The following is a 19,172-nucleotide window of genomic DNA, read 5'->3' as shown; positions in this document are numbered from 1 at the left end:
TGTAAACAGTATTATTAGTCAATGGACGAAGTGTGTGGTAATATTCTATCTTCTTTACTTTTACGATGTTCACTTGAGGATTAAGGATCAAAATACTGTAGACTCTTTATAAGGCGTGCTTGCGCCTAGGTTAGATATGAGAAAGTACTACGACCTCATTGAAAGAACTACTTACGCTTAGGTTAGAGATCAGAAAGAGCTGCAACCTTGGTGAACGCGTGATCTTGCCTAGTTCAGGGCAGGGCAAAAATGCAGCAACCTCATAGGAACGCCCACTTCAAAACAAGTAGAAGATCAAGTTGTTTAAGTGGGAGTAACGGACGCTAGCACCCCTAATGGTTAAAGGGCCTTTAGGTCATCCTTTAGGGCTAACAATCAGTCGGGGAGCACCTAAAAACCCCCACTGATTGAAGCTTACTTTGTTAGACACATGCACATAATCAACCCTTATTCTCATATACATAGATAGATAGTGGAGTAATTTGTGAAAGGGTGTGGCACGTACTTATGTGTGGAATTGTTGGATGGATAAACTTTGAAACTGATTTATCAGCACAAGATAAAATGATCAATCAAATGACTGGAAAAATTCAGCACCGAGGTCCTGATCAGGCAAAAACTTGGTGCGACCAACACGTAGCTTTCGGTCATAAGCGGTTAATTGTCGTGGATCCAGAAGGTGGACTCCAGCCAATGACTTGTGTGCAAAATGATAAAAACTTTGTATTAATTTATAATGGAGAGCTTTACAACACGGAAGATCTGAGAGTGGAGTTACTAGCGAACGGTTGGACGTTCAATTCACACTCAGACACCGAAGTTTTATTGAAAAGTTACTTGGAGTGGGGTGAAAAAGCAGTAGAAAAATTAAATGGAATTTTTGCATTCGCAATCTGGAATCCAGAAGACGAACAAGTTTTTTTAGCAAGAGATAGGCTGGGTGTAAAACCATTGTTTTATACAGAGACAGAAGATTCCTTTCTCTTCTCATCAGAAATCAAAGCACTACTCGCACATGATCAGGTAGAACCGGTCATAGATAAAGATGGCTTACAAGAGATACTCGCACTTGGACCATCACGGACACCTGGCCATGGAGTGTTTAAAGGGATTAAAGAGTTGAGAGCTGCCCATCTAGCTACCTATGATCGAACTGGATTGGATATCCGTCGTTATTGGAATGTCACAAGTAAATTACATGAAGATTCCCTTGAAGAGACTGCTGTATACGTTAGAAAATTGTTTATTGATTCAGTAGAACGACAACTTATCTCTGATGTGCCAATTGGCACTTTCTTATCAGGAGGGGTAGATTCTAGCGCTATTACTGCTGTTGCAGCTAAATATTTAGCAAAAGAGAAAGAACAAAAATTATTAACCTTCTCTATTGATTTTGAAGATAACAAGCAATATTTTGAGAAAAATGATTTTCAACCAAGTCGAGATGCTGATTTTATTGATAAAGTTGTAGATGCTCATCAAACAGAACAACATACATTTACTTTGGATAATAAGACAATGGTTGAGCTATTAAAAGATGCGGTAATTGCTCGTGATTTACCAGGAATGGCTGATGTAGATAGTTCATTACTTTGGTTTTGTCGTCAAACAAAAGACTATGTTACTGTGGCGTTGTCTGGGGAATGTGCGGATGAAATCTTTGGAGGTTATCCATGGTTCTATCGTGAAAATGATTTAAATCGAACAGGATTTCCGTGGATCCGTTCAAACTCACTGAGAAATAAGCTAGTTGATTCAGAACTACGAGAAAAGTTAGACTTGGATAACTATCGTTTAAAACGTTATCAAGAGACAATTGATGAATCACCAACACTTGAAGAAGATACGCCTTTAGAAGCTAAACGTAGAGAAATGTTTTATCTGAACATGCAGTGGTTCATGCCAACTTTATTGGATCGGAAGGATCGAATGAGTATGGCTAGTGGTTTTGAAGCAAGGGTACCATTTAGTGATCATCGACTAGTAGAATACGTTTGGAACATTCCGTGGGAGATGAAAACCCATCAAAATCAGGAAAAAGGAATTTTACGAAAAGCCTTAGAAGGGTTATTACCCGATGAAATTCTTTATCGAAAAAAAAGCCCGTACCCAAAAACATACCATCCAGCTTATACTAAAGCAGTAGTTGATTGGATGAAGGATATTTTGGCAGATCCGAATGCAAGAATGTTTGAAGTTTTTGACCGAGCAGCAATAGAACGTTTGGTTGAGACAGAAGGGGAATCGATAGAGGAGCCTTGGTTTGGTCAGCTAATGAAAGGGCCTCAATTATTAGCCTATCTCGCACAGTTTGATTATTGGATGCGAACATATAATGTAAGATTAGAAATTTAAAAGGTCTTTTTCTCATGCTAACAAAAACGCAGAGTAAATCCTCTGCGTTTTTTGTCTAGAAAAAATAAGAAAGCATAAAAATTATTGTTGATGTTCCGAACTCTTCCCTAGCATTTCGATGCTTGACTAAGTATTATCCTTCTACTTCTTTCTTTACATACGCTTTTTCTGCCCATACTTTTGAACGCCAACGTTTTAACATGATGAGACCACGAAGCCATTCATCACAGATAAAACCAATCCATACACCAACAAGACCAAGACCAAGAAAAATCCCAAAAAACCAAGCAAAAGTTACGGCTACTCCCCACATAGAAACAATACCCACGATTACAGGGAATTTCACATCTCCTGTGCCTCGTAAAGAGTTGATTAACACGAGGTTAAATGCTCTTCCGGGTTCCAGAATAATCGTAATGAGAAGTAAGAATTTCCCTTCAGAAATGATCGTAGCATCATTAGAAAAAATACCAAGTAAAAATTCACTAGAAAAATAGATGGTGACGGCAGCGAACAAACTGATTATAAAAGAGATTTGTAAGCTTTTCATCCCACGTTTATAAGCGGAATGAGTATCTCCAGCTCCGATCATGTGTCCAATAATAATTTGTGAGCCTTGCCCAATTGCAATGGAAAATAACAGAATGAACATCATGATATTTTGAACATATACTTTCGTCGTGATGGCTACCGTACCTAATTGAGCAATAAAATATGTAATTACCATCTGACTTCCATTGTACGAAAGTTGTTCGCCGGCAGAAGGTATTCCGATATTTAATAGATCTTTCACATGTTGTTTGTTGTATTTGTATAAAGATTGAAAAGGTAAAAGACCTTTATTTCTTTTGACCAAAATAAAGAGTAAAACAATAAAACCAAGAAAACGACTGGTCATCGTGGAGTATGCTACTCCTTCTACACCGAGAACTGGAAATCCGAACGGACCAAAAATAACAAAATAGTTACCAATAATATTAACAATATTCATTCCAACTGTAACAAACATTGTATCTTTGGTGTAACCATAACTTCTCAAAATAGCTGCAACAGTCATAATAAGTGCTTGAATGAAGATGAAGCCACCAACAATATTCATATATCCGGTAGCTTCACTCATTAATTCAATCGGTAAATTCATTAAATGGAGTAACCGCGTACTAAAAACAAAGAGAAAGATACTTAGAGATAACGAGAATAGCAAATTTAAACTTAGTGCTGTTACTGCAATTTTACCAGCAGTCAGCGGATTATTAGCCCCAAGGTTTTGAGCGACTAAGATTGATGCCCCTGCAGCAACAAAACCGAACATGACAATAATTACGGATAAAATTTGATTAGAAACCCCAACAGCTGCCACGGCATTATCAGAGAATTGACTCAGCATTAATGTATCCGCATTCCCCATAAGCATGTGGAGAAATATTTCAATGAAAATTGGCCATGTTAAGGCAAGTAATGATAGTTTTTTCATCGTATTATGATCTTTCAAATGAGCACCCCTTATATAGTGGTAAAATAATTTCGAGTAACTAAATATATATACACGATTAATACTTTACTGCGGGGAAGAAGAAAAGGCAATAGTTTTTTTGTAAATCATGATAGTATTTTTCCCTTTTGAAAAAAGTTCATAAAATTATCAAGTGCCACGCAACAAAGTTTCTTATCTTTCAGACCATAATCTGGTTATAAATAAACTCGTCATGGAAAATTTCCATAACGAGTGAATTATACTTTATTGATATTTATCGTTTGAGAAGAACAAAGCAATTGTTCCTGGCCCAGAATGAGCACCCACCGTTGATCCTACCAGTCGAATTTGAATGTCTTTTACTTCAAAACGTTCTTTAATCATGTCCGCTAATTGTAGAGCGGTTTCTTCGACATCACCATGACTAATACCAATTGTTTGGTTGCTAAAATCGGTACCACGTTCTTCCATGATGTCTAACATCCGCTTGAATACTTTTTTTGAACCACGAATTTTTTCTAAAGGAATTAATTTACCATCTTCCATATGAAGAAGTGGTTTAATCTTTAATAGTGTACCAACGAATGCAGCAGACTTACTTACACGTCCACCACGGTATAAATACTCCAAGTCATCTACGGTAAAAATATGTTCCATATGATCTGCTTGATACTGACTAATGGCAGTAATATCTTCAAGTGAACGTCCTTCTTTTGCTAATTCTGCTGCTCGAAGAACTACTAACCCGTAGCCGAATGAAGCACATTTTGTATCAATAATTTTTAAATTCCAATCAGGGAATTTCTCTTGCACCTCTCTCGCAGCAATTGTTGAAGCCTGATAGGTCCCAGAAAGCTCAGATGAGAAAGCTAAATAGAGACAAGGTTGTTTCTTTTCTGCATATTTCGTAAAAATTTCTGAAAAATCCTGAGGTGTTACTTGTGATGTTTTTGGAGACTTACCTGCACGCATTGCATCATAGATCGTTTTTGCAGAAATGTCTCTGCCATCTTGATAATTTTGATCGTCTAAATGAACGGTTAAACTAGCTCGGTCTATCTCATGTTGCTGATAGTCTTCGTTATTGAGATCACAAGCTGAATCGGCAATAATTTGTACCTTCATTTTGTCCCCTCCATTAAATTAATTTGATTGTGCGAAAGATAATAAAATAATTACTTAAATAATTTCGTCCTTACTACTTCTAGTTTATAGTTAACCATGGTTTTCGTCAAAAGATATTTCTGCTATTGCATGATATACTGACATTTACGTAGAATAAGGTAGAATGTATCTTAGGAAGTAGATTACTCTATCGTATGATTGGGTATGGAAAAGGTAAGGCTATCAAATTAATTTATGACAGTTTTAAGGGGGAAGAACGTTGTTCATATTTGAAGCAAAGAGAATTATTATTGTAATTGTTGGTGCTTTAATTAACGCATGTGCTCTAAATTTTTTCTTTATTCGTGCAGATGTATATGCTAGTGGGTTTACCGGGATGGCGCAGTTATTATCTACAATATTTTCCGATTTTCTTAATATCGATTTTATTAGTACAGGTATTTGGTTATTATTATTAAATATTCCTGTCGCTATTTTAGGTTGGTATAAGGTCGGCAGGCATTTCACCATTTATAGTTTTCTATCAGTAGCCACTACTACTATTTTTCTTGAACTAATTCCGATCTATAGTTTTTCTAATGATATTATGTTAAACGCGGTTTTTGGTGGTGTTCTTGGCGGATTTGGTGTTGGAATCACACTAAAATGGGGGGCTTCAACAGGTGGGTCAGATATTGTAGCAATGGTTTTATCACGGATGAAAGATCGCCCAATAGGTAGTTATTTAATGTTGGTAAACGGATTTATCATCCTATTTGCTGGGATATTAAATGAACCAGAAAACGCTTTGTATACTTTATTAGCACTTTACGTATCTACCCGTGTTATCGATGCGATTCATACTCGTCATGAAAAGGTTACAGCAATGATTGTAACCAAAAAGACAGATGAATTACAACAAGCGATTCATACTAAAGTGGTACGAGGGATAACTATTTTACCGGCACGTGGTGCTTATTCAAAAGAAGACAAATCAATGCTTGTACTAGTGATTACTAGATATGAGTTATATGACTTAGAACGAATTATTACGGAAGTAGATCCAGAAGCCTTCACAAATGTTGTTCAAACCGCCGGAGTATTCGGTTTCTTTAGAAAAGATGCTTAGATTGTTTACTATCAAATGAAAGAATGAAACTAACGTCAAGAAAAGAACCATTCTTTGGTCACTATTCTTGACGTTTTTCTTTTGAGTGACTAATAGCCGTAATTGCTTATAATTGCTTCTACTTTAGGAACGATTTGTTCCCAATCTGCCTCAGAAGATTTATTGATGGTAATAAAATGTTGGTAACCAAACACGTTATCCACGTGATCAAGTGCAATTAGTTCATTTAACAGTTCGTGTTCGCTAGCTTGCCCAGTCTTAATAGAAATGCTAGCATCCCCAGTAAATATTTGTTTATCGGAAGTGAATTTCATTGCGTTTGGATTTGGTGTTGCTTCTGTTATAATAGCCAAGTTAAGTCCTCCTTATCGTTACTAGCTAAAACTAGTTTAGCAAAATTTATAAAAAGACGAAAGTGAAATTATTTCTTGGTCTTTTGTTTGATGAAATCATACGGTATACTAAAGGGAATAAAGGGAAAGGGGTGAGTTTGATTCTTAATATTGAAACAATTTTTTTTGAAAGGCAAGAGAAACAAATCGCCCAATTTCAAAATAAAAGTACAGTAACGAAACAAGAACTACTCGTATGGTTAGAAGAAGTAAAAGGATCGTCTCGCCATATTGGTTTGGATACGATTGCGAGGCATGCTAATAGCTTAATAGAAGAGCTATTACATCAGAATAAAGAAATATGGCAAGAAGATGAGTGGAGTAATTTGATTCAGCTCTTTGTCCTCAAATTAGATGAACATAAAAATAAACCGATTAATGATACACATACTAAAGAAAAAATAACGTTATTATTATTTGATAATGAAGTGGGTTCGTTAGATTCTAGAAAGCAATCCTTAGAAAAGCAGGGATATGAAATTTTAGTTGCAACGAATATGAACCGAACTATCCGTCTATTTTATGATTATCGCCCAAATGTAATACTATTGGATGCAGACAAAGCAGAGGAAACAGTTCAAAAACTAGTGAGTCGACTATCTAAGCGAGCGTTTGAAGCCTTTATTCCGATAATTGTGATTGGTACCAAAATTTCTGATGAATTGCAGATTAATTTATATGACGTTGGTGTTACGGATTTATTGGACAAAGCGATTAGTGAAGAGGTCTTTCCGCATCTGATTAATAATAGATTAAGGCAGCAAAAGTTTTTAAAGGCTACGACGTTAGTAGATGAGTTAACGAAAGCATATAACCGAACGTTCCTTCAACAGATCTGGAAACAATTTTTTGATGACTATAGAAATAGAAAAATAAACTTTAGTATGGCGTTACTTGATTTAGATTTCTTTAAACAAGTTAATGACACCTATGGCCATGCCATTGGCGATGAAGTTTTAAGAAGTTTCTCAAAATGTGTGTTAAATAATAAGCGCGATCAAGACTACTTTTTTCGCTATGGTGGAGAAGAATTTATTTTACTTATGCCCGAAATAAATCAATGTGAGGCAGTGCAGCAAATCAAATATATTCTTAATCAATTCAATAGAATTACACATAGCTCTGGTAATGATAATTTCTCCGTCAGTTTCACAGCTGGTGTATGCGAAATGCAGCCAACGATTAAAACGATGAGGGATTTACTAGAAAAAAGTGATCAAGCCCTATACTATGGTAAGGAAAATGGAAAAAATCGTGTGGAAGAATATCGTCAAGTAGTTGAACAAGCTAGGATAGAAGTGGATAAAAATACAACATTTAAAATTGCTGTAATAGATGATGATCGATTCATTTGTTACTTCCTAGAAGATCGTTTAAGTAAGATCAAAGCTAATAATTATCCAATCGAAGTAACAACATTTGCTGACGGTGAAACTTTCCTTGCTTCTGATTGGAGATATCAACCGGGAAAAAAATTAATCTTATTAGATATTATTTTGCCAAAAATGGATGGTTTAGAGGTTTTATCACATTTACGACGCATCGTTGAACAGAAAAATGTTAGTATTATGATGCTTACAGGGAGAAGGAAAAACAAAGACATGATCAAAGCATTAGAATTAGGTGCAGATGATTATATCACAAAGCCATTTACCTTTGAAGAATTAGAAGCGAGAATTAAACGATATGCAGATCGCTTATTTGGAAGAGAATGATTAGTCCGAATGTACAATTGTAAAGAAAGATTGATTGTGAGTGTCACGTATTAACATTAGAGTACCTGAATTTACTATGAAATCAAACGCAGTTGATCATTTATATGAGTTATCGCAAAGTTTCGCTTTATCCCGGAGCAACCGTCCGTAAGACTCCCACTTCAAAATAACGAGAATAGTGGGAGTAAGAGAGACTAGCACCCCGAATGGTTGGTCATCCTTTAGGGCTAACAATTGGTGGGGGAATACCTAAAAACCCCCACTGATTGAAATTTCATTTTATCCCAAATTAAAATAAGACTCAAGAAAATCTGCAACACCGTCTTCTTGATTTGTTTTTGTTACATGAGAAGCAACGGCCTTTAATTCGTCGATTGCGTTCTCCATAGCGACCCCTATTCCAGCAAATTCAAGCATCTCCAGATCATTATCTTCATCTCCAAAAGCAATAATCTGCTCTGCTTCTATATGATGATAGTGTGCAATCCGCTGAAGTCCAACTGCTTTATTCATGCCTTTTCGAACAATTTCAATCATATTCCATGGCGCGCCCCATTTTCGATGTTCAATTACTGAAGCATGATCACGGTCTAATATTTCCCCAAGTTCGGAAACATGTTCATCTCTTGGATGAATTAGTAAAGATGTTGGATCTTCTTTTAACTCATTTTTGAGATTTCCGATTGTAATTGGATTTTCTTCTTTACTACTATGCATGATATTTAATAGGTTCTCATCATAGTGGTCTATGTACAAGTCACCAATTACTTCAGCGATTAAATTGTTTACGTTAAAGTCATAACAAGTTTGTACAATGCTCTTTGCTGTTCGAAGTGGAAGTGGGCTGTGTAAAACTTCCCATTTCGTGTCCTTCGGATGATGAAGATAGGCTCCATTAAAATTAACCATTGGAGTATCCAAACCCAGTTCGTTGTAATAATCCAGACTAGCTCGATGAGGACGACCAGTTGCAATAACAACAATATGTCCTTCTGCTTTCACCTTCTCAATAACTTTTTTATTGCGTGCACTTATTTCCTGTTTGTTTGATAATAGAGTTCCATCCAGATCAAGTGCAATTAGATGTTGTCCCTTTTTCATAAAAATCACCTCTATCTTTGTACATATAGTGTAATGAAGTTTGCGCTTGCTGTAAAGTGCTTTCGTTTTTCTCAACTGAATTTAGTTCCGTAATTTTAGGAATAGTTTTTGCAATTGTTGAATGGAAAATATATCATAGTAGTAATAACGTATTTCAACAATAGAAAGGGATTCAGCAAATGATACAAATCGAAAAAGAGCAGTGGGAAGACATACCTATTTTAATTGTAACCAAACATGCTTCTAGACAACAACCTTTGCCAGTTATCACCTATTTGCATGGATTTACAAGCGCAAAAGAAGATAATTTAGCCATTGCCTATTTGTTGGCAGAAAAAGGATATCGAGTTCTGCTTCCCGATGCCTTTCTACATGGTGAACGAACAAAAGGTGTTGATCCTGTTGAACAACAATTGCGATTTCTTGAGATTGTAAAACAAAACGTTAGTGATTTAGAAACAATAAAATCTATGTTAGAATCACGTAATTGGTTAGTTGATGATCGCTTTGGTTTGGCTGGTACAAGTATGGGCGGAATCTCTACTGCAGCAGCTTTGACGAATTATCCTTGGATAAAAGTTGCAGCAGTATTAATGGGATCTCCAAAGTTATCGGAATTTGCACAAGGGATCATTTCTGTCGCAAAGGAACAAGGCTATTTGTCTTCCATGACTGATGATGAGATAAAAGAGATTCTTCTTGGATTAAAACAGTTTGATTTATCTCTACATCCAGATCGGTTAAAAGGGCGTCCACTGTTTATGTGGCATGGTGAAGAAGATGCCGTTGTACCATTTACTCATGCTTTTAGTTTTTATGAAAAAATTCGAGCCGATTATCAAAATCCAGCTCATATTCGATTTTTGAGTGAGAAAAAAACGGGTCACAAAGTAAGTAGATTTGCCCGATTAGAAGCGGCGAACTGGTTTGCAGAGCAACTGTAATATCTGGTTTTCGTTCTAGTTTATATAATATTCTTGCATACAACATGAAGAAGCGCAGATTAGATATAAGTAAAAACGAAAGGCTTCACTTTTCTTCTAATAACCTTAGAGATTGTTTTCAATGTACGAATTAATTTATTCAATTATCGATCCTATTCATTATGTTTTGATACGATAGGATTTAATTTATTTTAATTTTTATTCGATTTTGTTTATAATAAAAGTGTATCTAAAGAAAAATCGTTGTTGAACAACCCTAAATAAAGGGTGAGAAGGGGGAAATAGTAATGGAAGATGCATTACAAGAAAATCTAATGGGTGCCTTAGAAAATGTCATTGACCCTGAACTAGGAATAGATATTGTTAATTTAGGATTGATTTATGGTGTTAATCTGAATGATGAGGGATTAGCTACTGTTACCATGACATTAACAGCAATGGGTTGCCCACTAGCAGGTCATATTGAGCAAGATGTTAAGCGTGCCTTAGAAGATATACCTGAAGTAAAAGAAACAGAAGTAAATATCGTGTGGTCTCCACCATGGAACAAAGATCGCATGTCACGTTATGCAAAAATTGCTTTAGGTATACCAGATTGATATTCAAAAAACCTGATCGGTTGATCAGGTTTTTTGAATATTTAGGTAACGAAAAAATATTTTGAATGGAAAAAATTTTTGAGACAGACATAGCCACGTCTAGCTCCGAGCGCAGAAACTAGCAACTTCACAAAGCAACCGTCCGTAAGACTCCCACTTCAAAACAACGAGAATATTAGGTTATTTAAGTGGGAGTAACGGATGCTAGCACCCCGAAGGCTTTAAGAGTCTTTAGGACTAACAATCAGTGGGGAAATACCTAAAAACCCCCACTGATTGAAGTTTTACTTTATGGAACATAGAACAACGGGACAATTTTCACAATTGATTTCTGTTTTCAGATAGTCCAGTTGATAAATAGTAATTCTTCCTTTCTCGATGCCAATAATACCATCTCGTTTCAGGTCGTTTAACATCCGATTGACACTTTCGCGTGAAGTCGCACAAAAATTAGCAATTTCCTGATTTGTTAAATTTACATCGAGATAAATCCCATCAACTTTTTTTACGCCATAGCTATTGGATAACCGAATAAGTGTCGAGTATAAGGCACCTTTTTTCCCAAACATAACTAAATCACGAAATTTTGTTTGATCTTTTCGATACTGAAGGTTCGAATGCTTAAGTAGTTCGATGATTGATTTAGAATCATCCATGAGCTCGTCCCTTACCCGCTTTTGTTTAACAACGGCAACTTCTCCATCTTCTACGACCTTTGCGTCTACAATATAACTAACTTCTTCCTCATCAAAAATAAATTCACCGATGATGTCACCAACATCACAAAATCGTAAGGTAAGCTCTCTTCCGTCAGGGGAAATTTTTCCTATCTGTATTTTCCCCGATAATAATATATATAACTCTTTGACCTTTTCTCCTTGCTGAAATAAAAAGGTATTCTTTTTGATCGTGAGAAATTGGTCTGGTGGTGATAAACGATCTGCTAATTGTTTAGATAAACCATTTATTCTAGGGATTTTCCGCATGGATATCAACTCCTAAAACGATATAATTATCATTATAAAATGAGAAAAGCAATAGTTCCAACGATAAAGCAGTAGAAGGCGAAATACTTTAAGTTTCCGCGTGCCATAATTCCCATAAACCAACGTAAAGAGAAATAAGTAGCGATTGTTGCAGTAATAAGTGCTAATAAGTAAGGAATCCAAAGCTCGGCCAATTGATCGTCAAATAATCGGTCTATTGACAACAATAATAGCCCAGAACTAACTGGAACGTACAATAAAAAAGAGAATCGTAAAGCAGTAGCTTGTTTCATTCCTAGCAACATGGCTGCAACAATGGTAGCTCCTGATCGGCTAATCCCTGGTATTAAGGCAACAGATTGTGCCAAACCAACAATAAGCGCATCTTTCCAAGTTAATTCTCCATCATTTTTTCGTCCCCGTAAGTTTCGGATTGTCCAAAGTGCAATTCCAGTAACGATTAAAGTAATACCTACCATATTTGCTGAACTAAAAACAGAAGCAATACGATCTTCAAATAAAAAGCCAATTAGACCAGCAGGAATCGTTGCAAGAATTAAATAGAGTATAAAATGAAAATCATCTTTTGCTTCAATGTCTTTTTTTGATAGATAAAGGAGACTGTTCTGTATGATACGGATAATATCTTGACGGTAAATGATTAATACAGCAATTAGAGAACCAGAATTGACTAGAATCTCGAAAGATAGATTTTCCATCTTTAATCCGAACAGATCTTGAAAGATAACTAGATGTCCACTTGACGAAATAGGAATAGGTTCTGTGAATCCTTGGATAAATCCAAAAAAGATATATTTTATTAGTAAAACAAAATGATCGAATAATTCCATGTAAATCCCTCCATAAGTTTAATGATTGTTTTGTGTTAATTAAAAGATGTGAAATAGATCAATTAGCTCAAGTTGTGTAGCTGCAACGAAATTAATTAGCGATCTCTTGTAACATGTCAGTGCTAATGGGCATAGGCTATGGTGAGAAAGGGAGGTTTTATATAAATGAATCAACCTAAACAACATCAACCTCATATGTATGATTTATGTAAAAAACATATTCATCAGTATGTTACCGTACAAACATCAGATGGCTCTTTAGTGCAAGGTATTATTACTGATGTAGACGATGAGAATGTGCATATTGCTGTCCCAGATTATTCTCGTAACTATGAATCAGATGAAAGAATCTTGTCCGGCCTGGGAGCAGGCTTCGGCCCAGGAGCAGGCTTCGGCCCGGGAGCAGGCTTCGGCCCAGGAGCAGGCTTCGGCCCGGGAGCAGGCTTCGGCCCAGGAGCAGGCTTCGGCCCAGGAGCAGGCTTCGGCCCGGGAGCAGGCTTCGGTCCGGGAGCAGGCTATGGCCCAGGAGCAGGCTTCGGCCCGGGAGCAGGCTATGGCCCAGGAGCAGGCTTCGGCCCGGGAGCAGGCTATGGCCCAGGAGCAGGCTATGGCCCAGGAGCAGGCTTCGGCCCAGGAGCAGGCTATGGTCCAGGAGCAGCAGGGACTGGATCATTTCGGAATATGATTTTACCCCTTGCAGCTGTGACTGCATTAGGTGCACTTCCCTTCATCTAGAAAGTAACAAACCCTTGTCTTACAGGTGACAAGGGTTTGTTCGTCATAATAAATTAGGAAATGTTACTAATTTCAAGGTTAGCCCTTCTTCTACTGAGCGAAACAAAAGCAATATGGTTTTCTCGATAAATAATCAAACACGAAATGAACGGAAAAGCACATAGTACAGCAATTAGAAATCACATGATATCACATCAAATAAATTACATGGTTTGTTTTTATTTATTTTATCAAAGTATCGGGATAAAATAAATAATTATTTCCAATGTAAATGTCTGTAATATTCAAATAAAAGAAAACAAGAGATGAATGAAGCTGGACTAGCCACCTAAATGCGCACTTCTCACCCATCTAGTATATTGATCAAAAACGGACTTGATTCTTACGTGATTTTCGCTTATATTAGTACCAAGTCTTAATAATTGATAATATAGGTTAATTGAGTGAGGAGCAAATGATTATGGCAACAGGAATTATTGGTGTAGGGCACTATGTTCCAGATAAAATTGTTACAAATTTAGATTTGGAAAAAATCGTTGATACAAATGATGAGTGGATACGAACAAGAACAGGCATAGAAGAACGGAGAATTGCAGAAGATCATCAAGATACGTCAGAGCTTGCTTTTCATGCAGCTGTCCATGCAATAGAAGATGCTAATATTAGCGCAACCGAAATTGATTTAATCTTAGTTGCTACTGTGACCCCCGATAAGCCGTTTCCATCTGTAGCTTGTCAGTTGCAAGAACGTCTTGGCGCTACGAGAGCAGCGGCAATGGATATAAGTGCTGCATGTGCTGGTTTTATGTACGGGATCATTACAGCCAAACAATTTATCGATACAGGTGTCTATCAGAACGTGCTAGTAATTGGTGCTGAAAAATTATCGAAAATTACTGATTGGGAAGATAGAAATACTTGCGTGTTATTTGGAGATGGTGCCGGTGCAGCTGTTGTAAGTAACGTAAATGACGATTACGGTATTTTGTCTTTTGAATTAGGTGCAGATGGTACTGGAGGAAATGTGCTTTATCAAGAAGATGAACGTATTCGAATGAATGGGCGAGAAGTATTTAAATTTGCGGTACGACAAATGCCGGAATCCTCTGTTTCTGTTGTTGAGAAAGCTGGTTTTCAAAAAGAAGATGTGGATTATCTCATTCCTCATCAGGCAAATATCCGAATCATGGAAGCGGCACGCACACGATTAGGAATTCCTGTTGAAAAAATGGCAAGTTCGGTAAAACGATACGGTAATACATCGGCTGCGTCCATTCCGTTAGCACTGTCTGAAGATGTGCAAAATGGAAAAATTAAAAAAGGTGATCTTGTTGTACTTGTAGGATTTGGTGGAGGACTAACGTGGGGAGCAATTGCAATGCGTTGGGGGAAATAACAGTATGTTAAAATAGATAGGAAAACATTGATTGAGAGAGGATGGAAGTAATGGAAAATAGACGTGTGGTTGTAACTGGTTTAGGCGCAATTACGCCATTAGGAAATACCATTAATCAATTGTGGGATAATTTAATTGCGGGTAATTCAGGTATTGATTATCTAACAAAAGTAAATAAAGATGATTTTCCAGCAAAAGTGGCTGCAGAAGTGAAAGATTGGGATCCAACACTTTATATGGATAAGAAAGATGCGAAAAGAATGGATTTGTTTACGCAGTATGCTGTTGCAGCAGCAAAGTTAGCTGTCGAAGATGCTAAACTCGTAATTACTCCTGAAATTGCAAACAATGTAGGCGTGTGGGTTGGCTCTGGTATCGGTGGGATGGCTACTTATGAAGAACAATTCAGAAATTTCATGGAAAAAGGTTATCGTAGAGTAAGTCCTTTTTTCGTGCCTATGCTTATTCCGGATATGGCTTCTGGTCAAATATCGATCCAACTAGGTGCAAAAGGAATTAATTCTTGTACAGTAACAGCTTGTGCAACCGGAACTAACTCGATAGGAGATGCATACAAAGTAATTCAACGTGGCGATGCAGATATTATGATTAGTGGGGGAGCAGAAGCGCCACTGACAAACATGTCCTTTGCAGGTTTTTCGACTGCAAAAGCCCTATCTTTTAATGAAGATCCAAATACAGCAAGTCGTCCGTTTGATAAAAATCGTGATGGTTTCGTAATGGGTGAGGGTGCTGGAATTCTGATTTTGGAATCACTAGAATCAGCGGAAGCTCGTGGTGCGAAGATCTATGCAGAAATTGTTGGTTATGGATCTACAGGGGATGCTCACCATATTACTGCACCTGCTCCTGAAGGAGAGGGAGCAGCGCGTTCCATGCAACAAGCTATTGGTGATGCAAAAATTACAGCAGATCAAGTGAACTATATCAATGCACATGGGACGAGTACCCCATTCAATGATGCTTTTGAAACAGAAGCGATAAAAACTGTCTTTTCAGCACACGCATCTAATGTAGCAATTTCTTCAACAAAATCGATGACTGGACATTTACTTGGTGCTGCGGGTGCAGTAGAGGCGATTGCTTGTATAAAGGCAATTGAGACAAGTACTATACCTCCAACAATTAACTATGAAACCCCAGATCCAGCTTGCGATTTAGACTATGTACCAAATAACGCGCGTAAAGCAACGGTAGACGTTGCCCTCAGTAATTCATTAGGCTTCGGTGGTCATAATGCAACATTAATTTTTAAAAAACTATAAGTGAAAAACATCCTTCTTGTCATCGACTTGAAGGATGTTTTTCATATGAACAGAATTATTAAGATTACGATTGAGATCCTCATTTTTGTGCTCATATTCTATTAAAATATAATGGTAATGGATCCAATAAACTAATAAACTATTACATAAAACAATTTCTCCGTAACTAGTCCACGTTTAGTTTCTTACATACGTCTTCAGTAAGTACTGGAGAATTCACGCAATTAAATTATACAGGAGCAACCGTCCGTAAGACTCTCACTTTAAGGCACCAAGAAAATCAAGGTTGTTTAAGTGGGAGTAACGGACGCTAGCCCCCCGAATGGTTCAAGGGCCTTTAGGTCATCCTTTAGGGCTAAACAATCAGTGGGAAAGTCGCCCAACTGATTGAAGTTTCACTTTATCCCGGAGCAACCGTCCGTAAGACTCCCACTTTAAGACACCAAGAAAATCAAGATTGGTGAAGTGCGAGTAACGGACGCTAGCACCCCGAATGGTTCAACTAAACAATCAGTGGGAAAGATCGCCCCACTGATTGAAGTTTCACTTTATCTCGGAGCAACCGTCCGTAAGACTCCCACTTTAAGGCACCAAGAAAATCAAGATTGGTGAAGTGGGAGTAACGGACGCTAGCACCCCGAATGGTTCAACTAAACAATCAGTGGGAAAGTCGCCCCACTGATTGAAGTTTCACTTTATCATTTCAGCTTCTTTGTATTTCTATATCTGTAGATAGGCGTCATATTTTTAATCGTTCGTATCATAGACTAAAAAAGAAGAGAGGACAAGCTAGTGAGGTGATGATCACTGTTTTATGCTACGTTATTCTTAATTGGGTTCGGCCTGTCCGTTGCAGGTGGGGTAACGATCATTTTATATTTAAATTTAATTCCTGCTGGCCTATCTTGGCAAGGTTATGTGATGTTTATTTTTTCACGCAGTGAATGCTACCTATTCTTTATTGGTGTGATCCTGATTGCCATCTCAGTAAATCGTTTGTCAAACAATGAAAATGAATAAATTTTCCTAAATTGGTGATACTGACTGCTAACACAAAGTCCAACTTCACATAGTATTTTCACAAAAGAAGTTGAATGATTGAAGTGAGGGAATAGTGATGATGTATTTACACGATGTGTGGGTGAATTGGTTTGAAGGAGAAGAAAATGGCTACAATATTTGCCCTTATTATGAGTGGAAGAAAACAGATACGATAGAGTTATTGGATCAAATCCCAGTACTCTTCATTGAAACACGCTTATACAAATATATTGAAAACCATCTATCCGACTTACCTAAAAAACTTTTAGACAATATCCACGAACAAACCTTTATTAAAAAGGGAGATGAAAGAATACCATTAACGTATGCAACGGTTGTCACCGATGGTGAGGAGGTATTAGCATTTGATACTATCGGTTATTCCGTCCCCATTCGAAAAAGTAGACTAATCCCTAGACAGGAAAGGAAGGTTTTACAAATAATTAAGCATGAACAACGAGCCTTCTTTCCATTAAAAGAGAAGGAGGAAAAAAAAGAATATCATTTACTCTCGTTATCTCCGGATGCTATGGTAGGGTTGACAAGACGAGAACGTCAGTTAAAACAATTACTAATGATGACTTTGGATGCGCTAAGAGAAACGAAAAACAGAACAGAAACACAGTACTGGCTAACAGAATGGTTACCTGATCAATATGAACGAAATCGCGAGTTGTCTTTTACCACAGCTTGGGAAAAACTCTATCAAGGAGTTTATAACGGTTGGTCAGAAAAGCACGAAGCATTTTGTCTTGCGATGATCAAAGGACAACCTTTCTTTGAACAATTGTGGGAACTGGCTAATCAGGAAACTAGTACGACGTTGGTGAAAAGGACGTTATAATCTTCTGGGTTCTAGTCAGAAAAAAATACCCTTAATTCTTCAATCCCCCTGACAAATGAGCAAAAAAGAAAATAAATAAGATAAAAATGCCCGCAGAGAAACTTCTTCTCATCTACGGGCATTAATATTTTTTAAAAAAATTATTTTCGTTTTTTTACACGACCTAGTCCCATTGCCTTTTTCGCTTTTGCCAATGTTTTATTTGCTACTCTACTTGCTTTTTCTGCTCCCTGATCAAGAATATCATCTAATTCAGATGACTGAATAATTTTATTGTATTGTTCTTGAACAGGTGCTAATGCATGAATTACCGCATTAGCAGTATCTTCTTTAAATTGTCCATAGCCAATTCCTTCATATTTAATAACTAGTTCTTCAATCAATTGATTTGAGCATGCTGCGTAAATGGTTAACAGGTTACTTATACCAGGTTTGTTTTCTGGATCGAACTGAACAATACCTTCTGAATCAGTAACTGCGCTTTTTATTTTCTTTTCGATTTGCTTTGGTTCATCAAGCATGAACAGCGTTGCTTTTTTATTTGGATCTGATTTACTCATCTTCTTGGTTGGCTCTTGTAGTGACATGATCCGCGCACCGACTTCAGAGATGCGAATCTCTGGCACTGTAAATATATCATTGTATTTACGATTAAAGCGCTGTGCTAAATCTCTAGTAATTTCCAAATGTTGTTTTTGATCATTACCAACAGGAACGATGTCTGTATTATATAGTAAAATATCAGCCGCCATTAATGGTGGATAAGTTAGTAATGCAGCAGATACAGCTTCTTTACCAGTGGATTTATCTTTGAATTGTGTCATCCGCTCCAATTCTCCAATATAACTCTGTGTTTGCATCATCCAACCTAACTGTGTGTGTGCCCCTACTTCAGATTGAATAAATAATGTTGATTTTTCTGGATCAATACCAGATGCTAAATATAGTGCTGCTAATGATCGAATGTTTTCTCTTAACTTCAATCGATCTTGAGGTACTGTAATTGCATGCTCGTCGACAATACAGAAGTAGCAGTCATAATCGTCTTGCATAGTGGGAAATTGTTTCATTGCCCCGATGTAATTGCCAAGTGTTAATGTACCACTTGGTTGAATACCTGAAAAAATTGTTTTCATATCAATCACCTTTCTTATGTATAGTAAAAATAAAAAAACCTCACCCTTGGATAAAAAGGGACGAATCAACCGCGGTGCCACCCT

General features: G+C 37.1%; 17 protein-coding genes. 10 read left to right on the top strand and 7 right to left on the bottom strand.

Going from position 1 to position 19,172, the window contains the following annotated elements; all coding sequences use genetic code 11:
- The first annotated feature begins 507 nt into the window (after positions 1-507).
- A complete protein-coding gene (gene asnB, locus OWO01_RS12020) occupies positions 508-2,355 on the top strand; it encodes an asparagine synthase (glutamine-hydrolyzing) (protein ID WP_268780696.1) in 1,848 nt (615 codons plus the stop codon).
- Positions 2,356-2,488: 133 nt separating this feature from the next.
- Here asnB and OWO01_RS12015 read toward each other — a convergent pair whose 3' ends face one another.
- Together OWO01_RS12015 and OWO01_RS12010 are read right to left on the bottom strand one after the other, a co-directional pair.
- On the bottom strand, positions 2,489-3,829 hold the full coding sequence (locus tag OWO01_RS12015) for an MATE family efflux transporter (protein ID WP_268780703.1): 1,341 nt from the start codon (positions 3,827-3,829) through the stop codon (positions 2,489-2,491).
- Between the two features lie 264 nt (positions 3,830-4,093).
- On the bottom strand, positions 4,094-4,954 hold the full coding sequence (locus OWO01_RS12010; protein WP_268780695.1) for a DegV family protein: 861 nt from the start codon (positions 4,952-4,954) through the stop codon (positions 4,094-4,096).
- Between the two features lie 259 nt (positions 4,955-5,213).
- On the opposite strand from OWO01_RS12010, the gene OWO01_RS12005 reads away from it, so the two are divergent.
- Positions 5,214-6,062, top strand: coding sequence for a YitT family protein (locus tag OWO01_RS12005; protein ID WP_268780694.1), 849 nt, complete (start codon positions 5,214-5,216; stop codon positions 6,060-6,062).
- Between the two features lie 89 nt (positions 6,063-6,151).
- On the opposite strand, the gene OWO01_RS12000 is transcribed toward OWO01_RS12005, so the two are convergent.
- A complete protein-coding gene (locus tag OWO01_RS12000; protein ID WP_268780693.1) occupies positions 6,152-6,415 on the bottom strand; it encodes a NifU N-terminal domain-containing protein in 264 nt (87 codons plus the stop codon).
- A 137-nt stretch (positions 6,416-6,552) separates the two neighbouring features.
- Here OWO01_RS12000 and OWO01_RS11995 point away from each other — a divergent pair, with 137 nt between their 5' ends.
- Positions 6,553-8,169: a GGDEF domain-containing response regulator gene (locus OWO01_RS11995; protein ID WP_268780692.1), complete on the top strand. Its 1,617-nt coding sequence runs from the start codon at positions 6,553-6,555 to the stop codon at positions 8,167-8,169.
- A 279-nt stretch (positions 8,170-8,448) separates the two neighbouring features.
- Here OWO01_RS11995 and OWO01_RS11990 read toward each other — a convergent pair whose 3' ends face one another.
- On the bottom strand, positions 8,449-9,270 hold the full coding sequence (locus tag OWO01_RS11990) for a Cof-type HAD-IIB family hydrolase (protein ID WP_268780691.1): 822 nt from the start codon (positions 9,268-9,270) through the stop codon (positions 8,449-8,451).
- 179 nt (positions 9,271-9,449) lie between these two features.
- Here OWO01_RS11990 and OWO01_RS11985 point away from each other — a divergent pair, with 179 nt between their 5' ends.
- Both OWO01_RS11985 and OWO01_RS11980 read left to right on the top strand, forming a co-directional pair.
- Entirely contained in the window at positions 9,450-10,214 is a 765-nt protein-coding gene (locus OWO01_RS11985; protein ID WP_268780690.1) for an alpha/beta fold hydrolase, read from the top strand.
- Positions 10,215-10,501: 287 nt separating this feature from the next.
- The gene (locus OWO01_RS11980) at positions 10,502-10,813 is read left to right on the top strand and encodes a metal-sulfur cluster assembly factor (RefSeq protein ID WP_268780689.1); all 312 of its coding nucleotides are present in this window, start codon (positions 10,502-10,504) and stop codon (positions 10,811-10,813) included.
- A gap of 284 nt (positions 10,814-11,097) precedes the next feature.
- Here the strand turns inward: OWO01_RS11980 and OWO01_RS11975 are convergent, their stop codons facing one another.
- Positions 11,098-11,790 (bottom strand): Crp/Fnr family transcriptional regulator, encoded by a 693-nt coding sequence (locus OWO01_RS11975; RefSeq protein ID WP_418936220.1) that lies wholly within the window; start codon positions 11,788-11,790, stop codon positions 11,098-11,100.
- A gap of 41 nt (positions 11,791-11,831) precedes the next feature.
- Positions 11,832-12,650, bottom strand: a complete 819-nt coding sequence (locus OWO01_RS11970) for an undecaprenyl-diphosphate phosphatase (protein WP_268780687.1) — start codon at positions 12,648-12,650, stop codon at positions 11,832-11,834.
- Between the two features lie 165 nt (positions 12,651-12,815).
- Here OWO01_RS11970 and OWO01_RS11965 point away from each other — a divergent pair, with 165 nt between their 5' ends.
- The 5 genes from OWO01_RS11965 (at position 12,816) to OWO01_RS11945 (ending at position 17,952) form a co-directional block, all read left to right on the top strand.
- A complete protein-coding gene (locus OWO01_RS11965) occupies positions 12,816-13,385 on the top strand; it encodes a hypothetical protein (protein WP_268780686.1) in 570 nt (189 codons plus the stop codon).
- A gap of 460 nt (positions 13,386-13,845) precedes the next feature.
- Positions 13,846-14,781: a beta-ketoacyl-ACP synthase III gene (locus OWO01_RS11960; RefSeq protein ID WP_268780685.1), complete on the top strand. Its 936-nt coding sequence runs from the start codon at positions 13,846-13,848 to the stop codon at positions 14,779-14,781.
- Between the two features lie 50 nt (positions 14,782-14,831).
- Entirely contained in the window at positions 14,832-16,067 is a 1,236-nt protein-coding gene (gene fabF, locus OWO01_RS11955; RefSeq protein WP_268780684.1) for a beta-ketoacyl-ACP synthase II, read from the top strand.
- A gap of 807 nt (positions 16,068-16,874) precedes the next feature.
- Positions 16,875-17,087, top strand: a complete 213-nt coding sequence (locus tag OWO01_RS16195; protein ID WP_268780702.1) for a YuzI family membrane protein — start codon at positions 16,875-16,877, stop codon at positions 17,085-17,087.
- Positions 17,088-17,184: 97 nt separating this feature from the next.
- Complete coding sequence (locus OWO01_RS11945; protein WP_268780683.1) at positions 17,185-17,952, top strand: DUF3603 family protein; 768 nt, start codon at positions 17,185-17,187, stop codon at positions 17,950-17,952.
- 140 nt (positions 17,953-18,092) lie between these two features.
- Here the strand turns inward: OWO01_RS11945 and trpS are convergent, their stop codons facing one another.
- Positions 18,093-19,088 carry a tryptophan--tRNA ligase gene (gene trpS, locus OWO01_RS11940; RefSeq protein WP_268780682.1) on the bottom strand — a complete coding sequence of 332 codons (996 nt, stop codon included), beginning with the start codon at positions 19,086-19,088 and terminating at the stop codon, positions 18,093-18,095.
- Between the last annotated feature and the right edge of the window lie 84 nt (positions 19,089-19,172).

It is taken from the genome of Natronobacillus azotifigens (genome assembly GCF_026805325.1).
GTDB classification, from domain to species: domain Bacteria; phylum Bacillota; class Bacilli; order Bacillales; family Amphibacillaceae; genus Natronobacillus; species Natronobacillus azotifigens.
The sequence above is the reverse complement of the archived record's forward strand: the minus strand, read 5'-3'. Positions and strand labels throughout refer to the sequence as shown.

Bases quoted from the DNA above. Each gene is read 5' to 3' on its own strand.
- OWO01_RS11985 (WP_268780690.1), top strand. From the start codon at position 9,450: ATGATACAAATCGAAAAAGAGCAGTGGGAAGACATACCTATTTTAATT.
- trpS (WP_268780682.1), bottom strand. From the start codon at position 19,088: ATGAAAACAATTTTTTCAGGTATTCAACCAAGTGGTACATTAACACTT.
- asnB (WP_268780696.1), top strand. From the start codon at position 508: ATGTGTGGAATTGTTGGATGGATAAACTTTGAAACTGATTTATCAGCA.
- OWO01_RS12010 (WP_268780695.1), bottom strand. From the start codon at position 4,954: ATGAAGGTACAAATTATTGCCGATTCAGCTTGTGATCTCAATAACGAA.
- OWO01_RS11965 (WP_268780686.1), top strand. From the start codon at position 12,816: ATGAATCAACCTAAACAACATCAACCTCATATGTATGATTTATGTAAA.
- OWO01_RS11960 (WP_268780685.1), top strand. From the start codon at position 13,846: ATGGCAACAGGAATTATTGGTGTAGGGCACTATGTTCCAGATAAAATT.
- OWO01_RS11945 (WP_268780683.1), top strand. From the start codon at position 17,185: ATGATGTATTTACACGATGTGTGGGTGAATTGGTTTGAAGGAGAAGAA.
- OWO01_RS11980 (WP_268780689.1), top strand. From the start codon at position 10,502: ATGGAAGATGCATTACAAGAAAATCTAATGGGTGCCTTAGAAAATGTC.
- fabF (WP_268780684.1), top strand. From the start codon at position 14,832: ATGGAAAATAGACGTGTGGTTGTAACTGGTTTAGGCGCAATTACGCCA.
- OWO01_RS11970 (WP_268780687.1), bottom strand. From the start codon at position 12,650: ATGGAATTATTCGATCATTTTGTTTTACTAATAAAATATATCTTTTTT.
- OWO01_RS11990 (WP_268780691.1), bottom strand. From the start codon at position 9,270: ATGAAAAAGGGACAACATCTAATTGCACTTGATCTGGATGGAACTCTA.
- OWO01_RS12015 (WP_268780703.1), bottom strand. From the start codon at position 3,829: ATGAAAAAACTATCATTACTTGCCTTAACATGGCCAATTTTCATTGAA.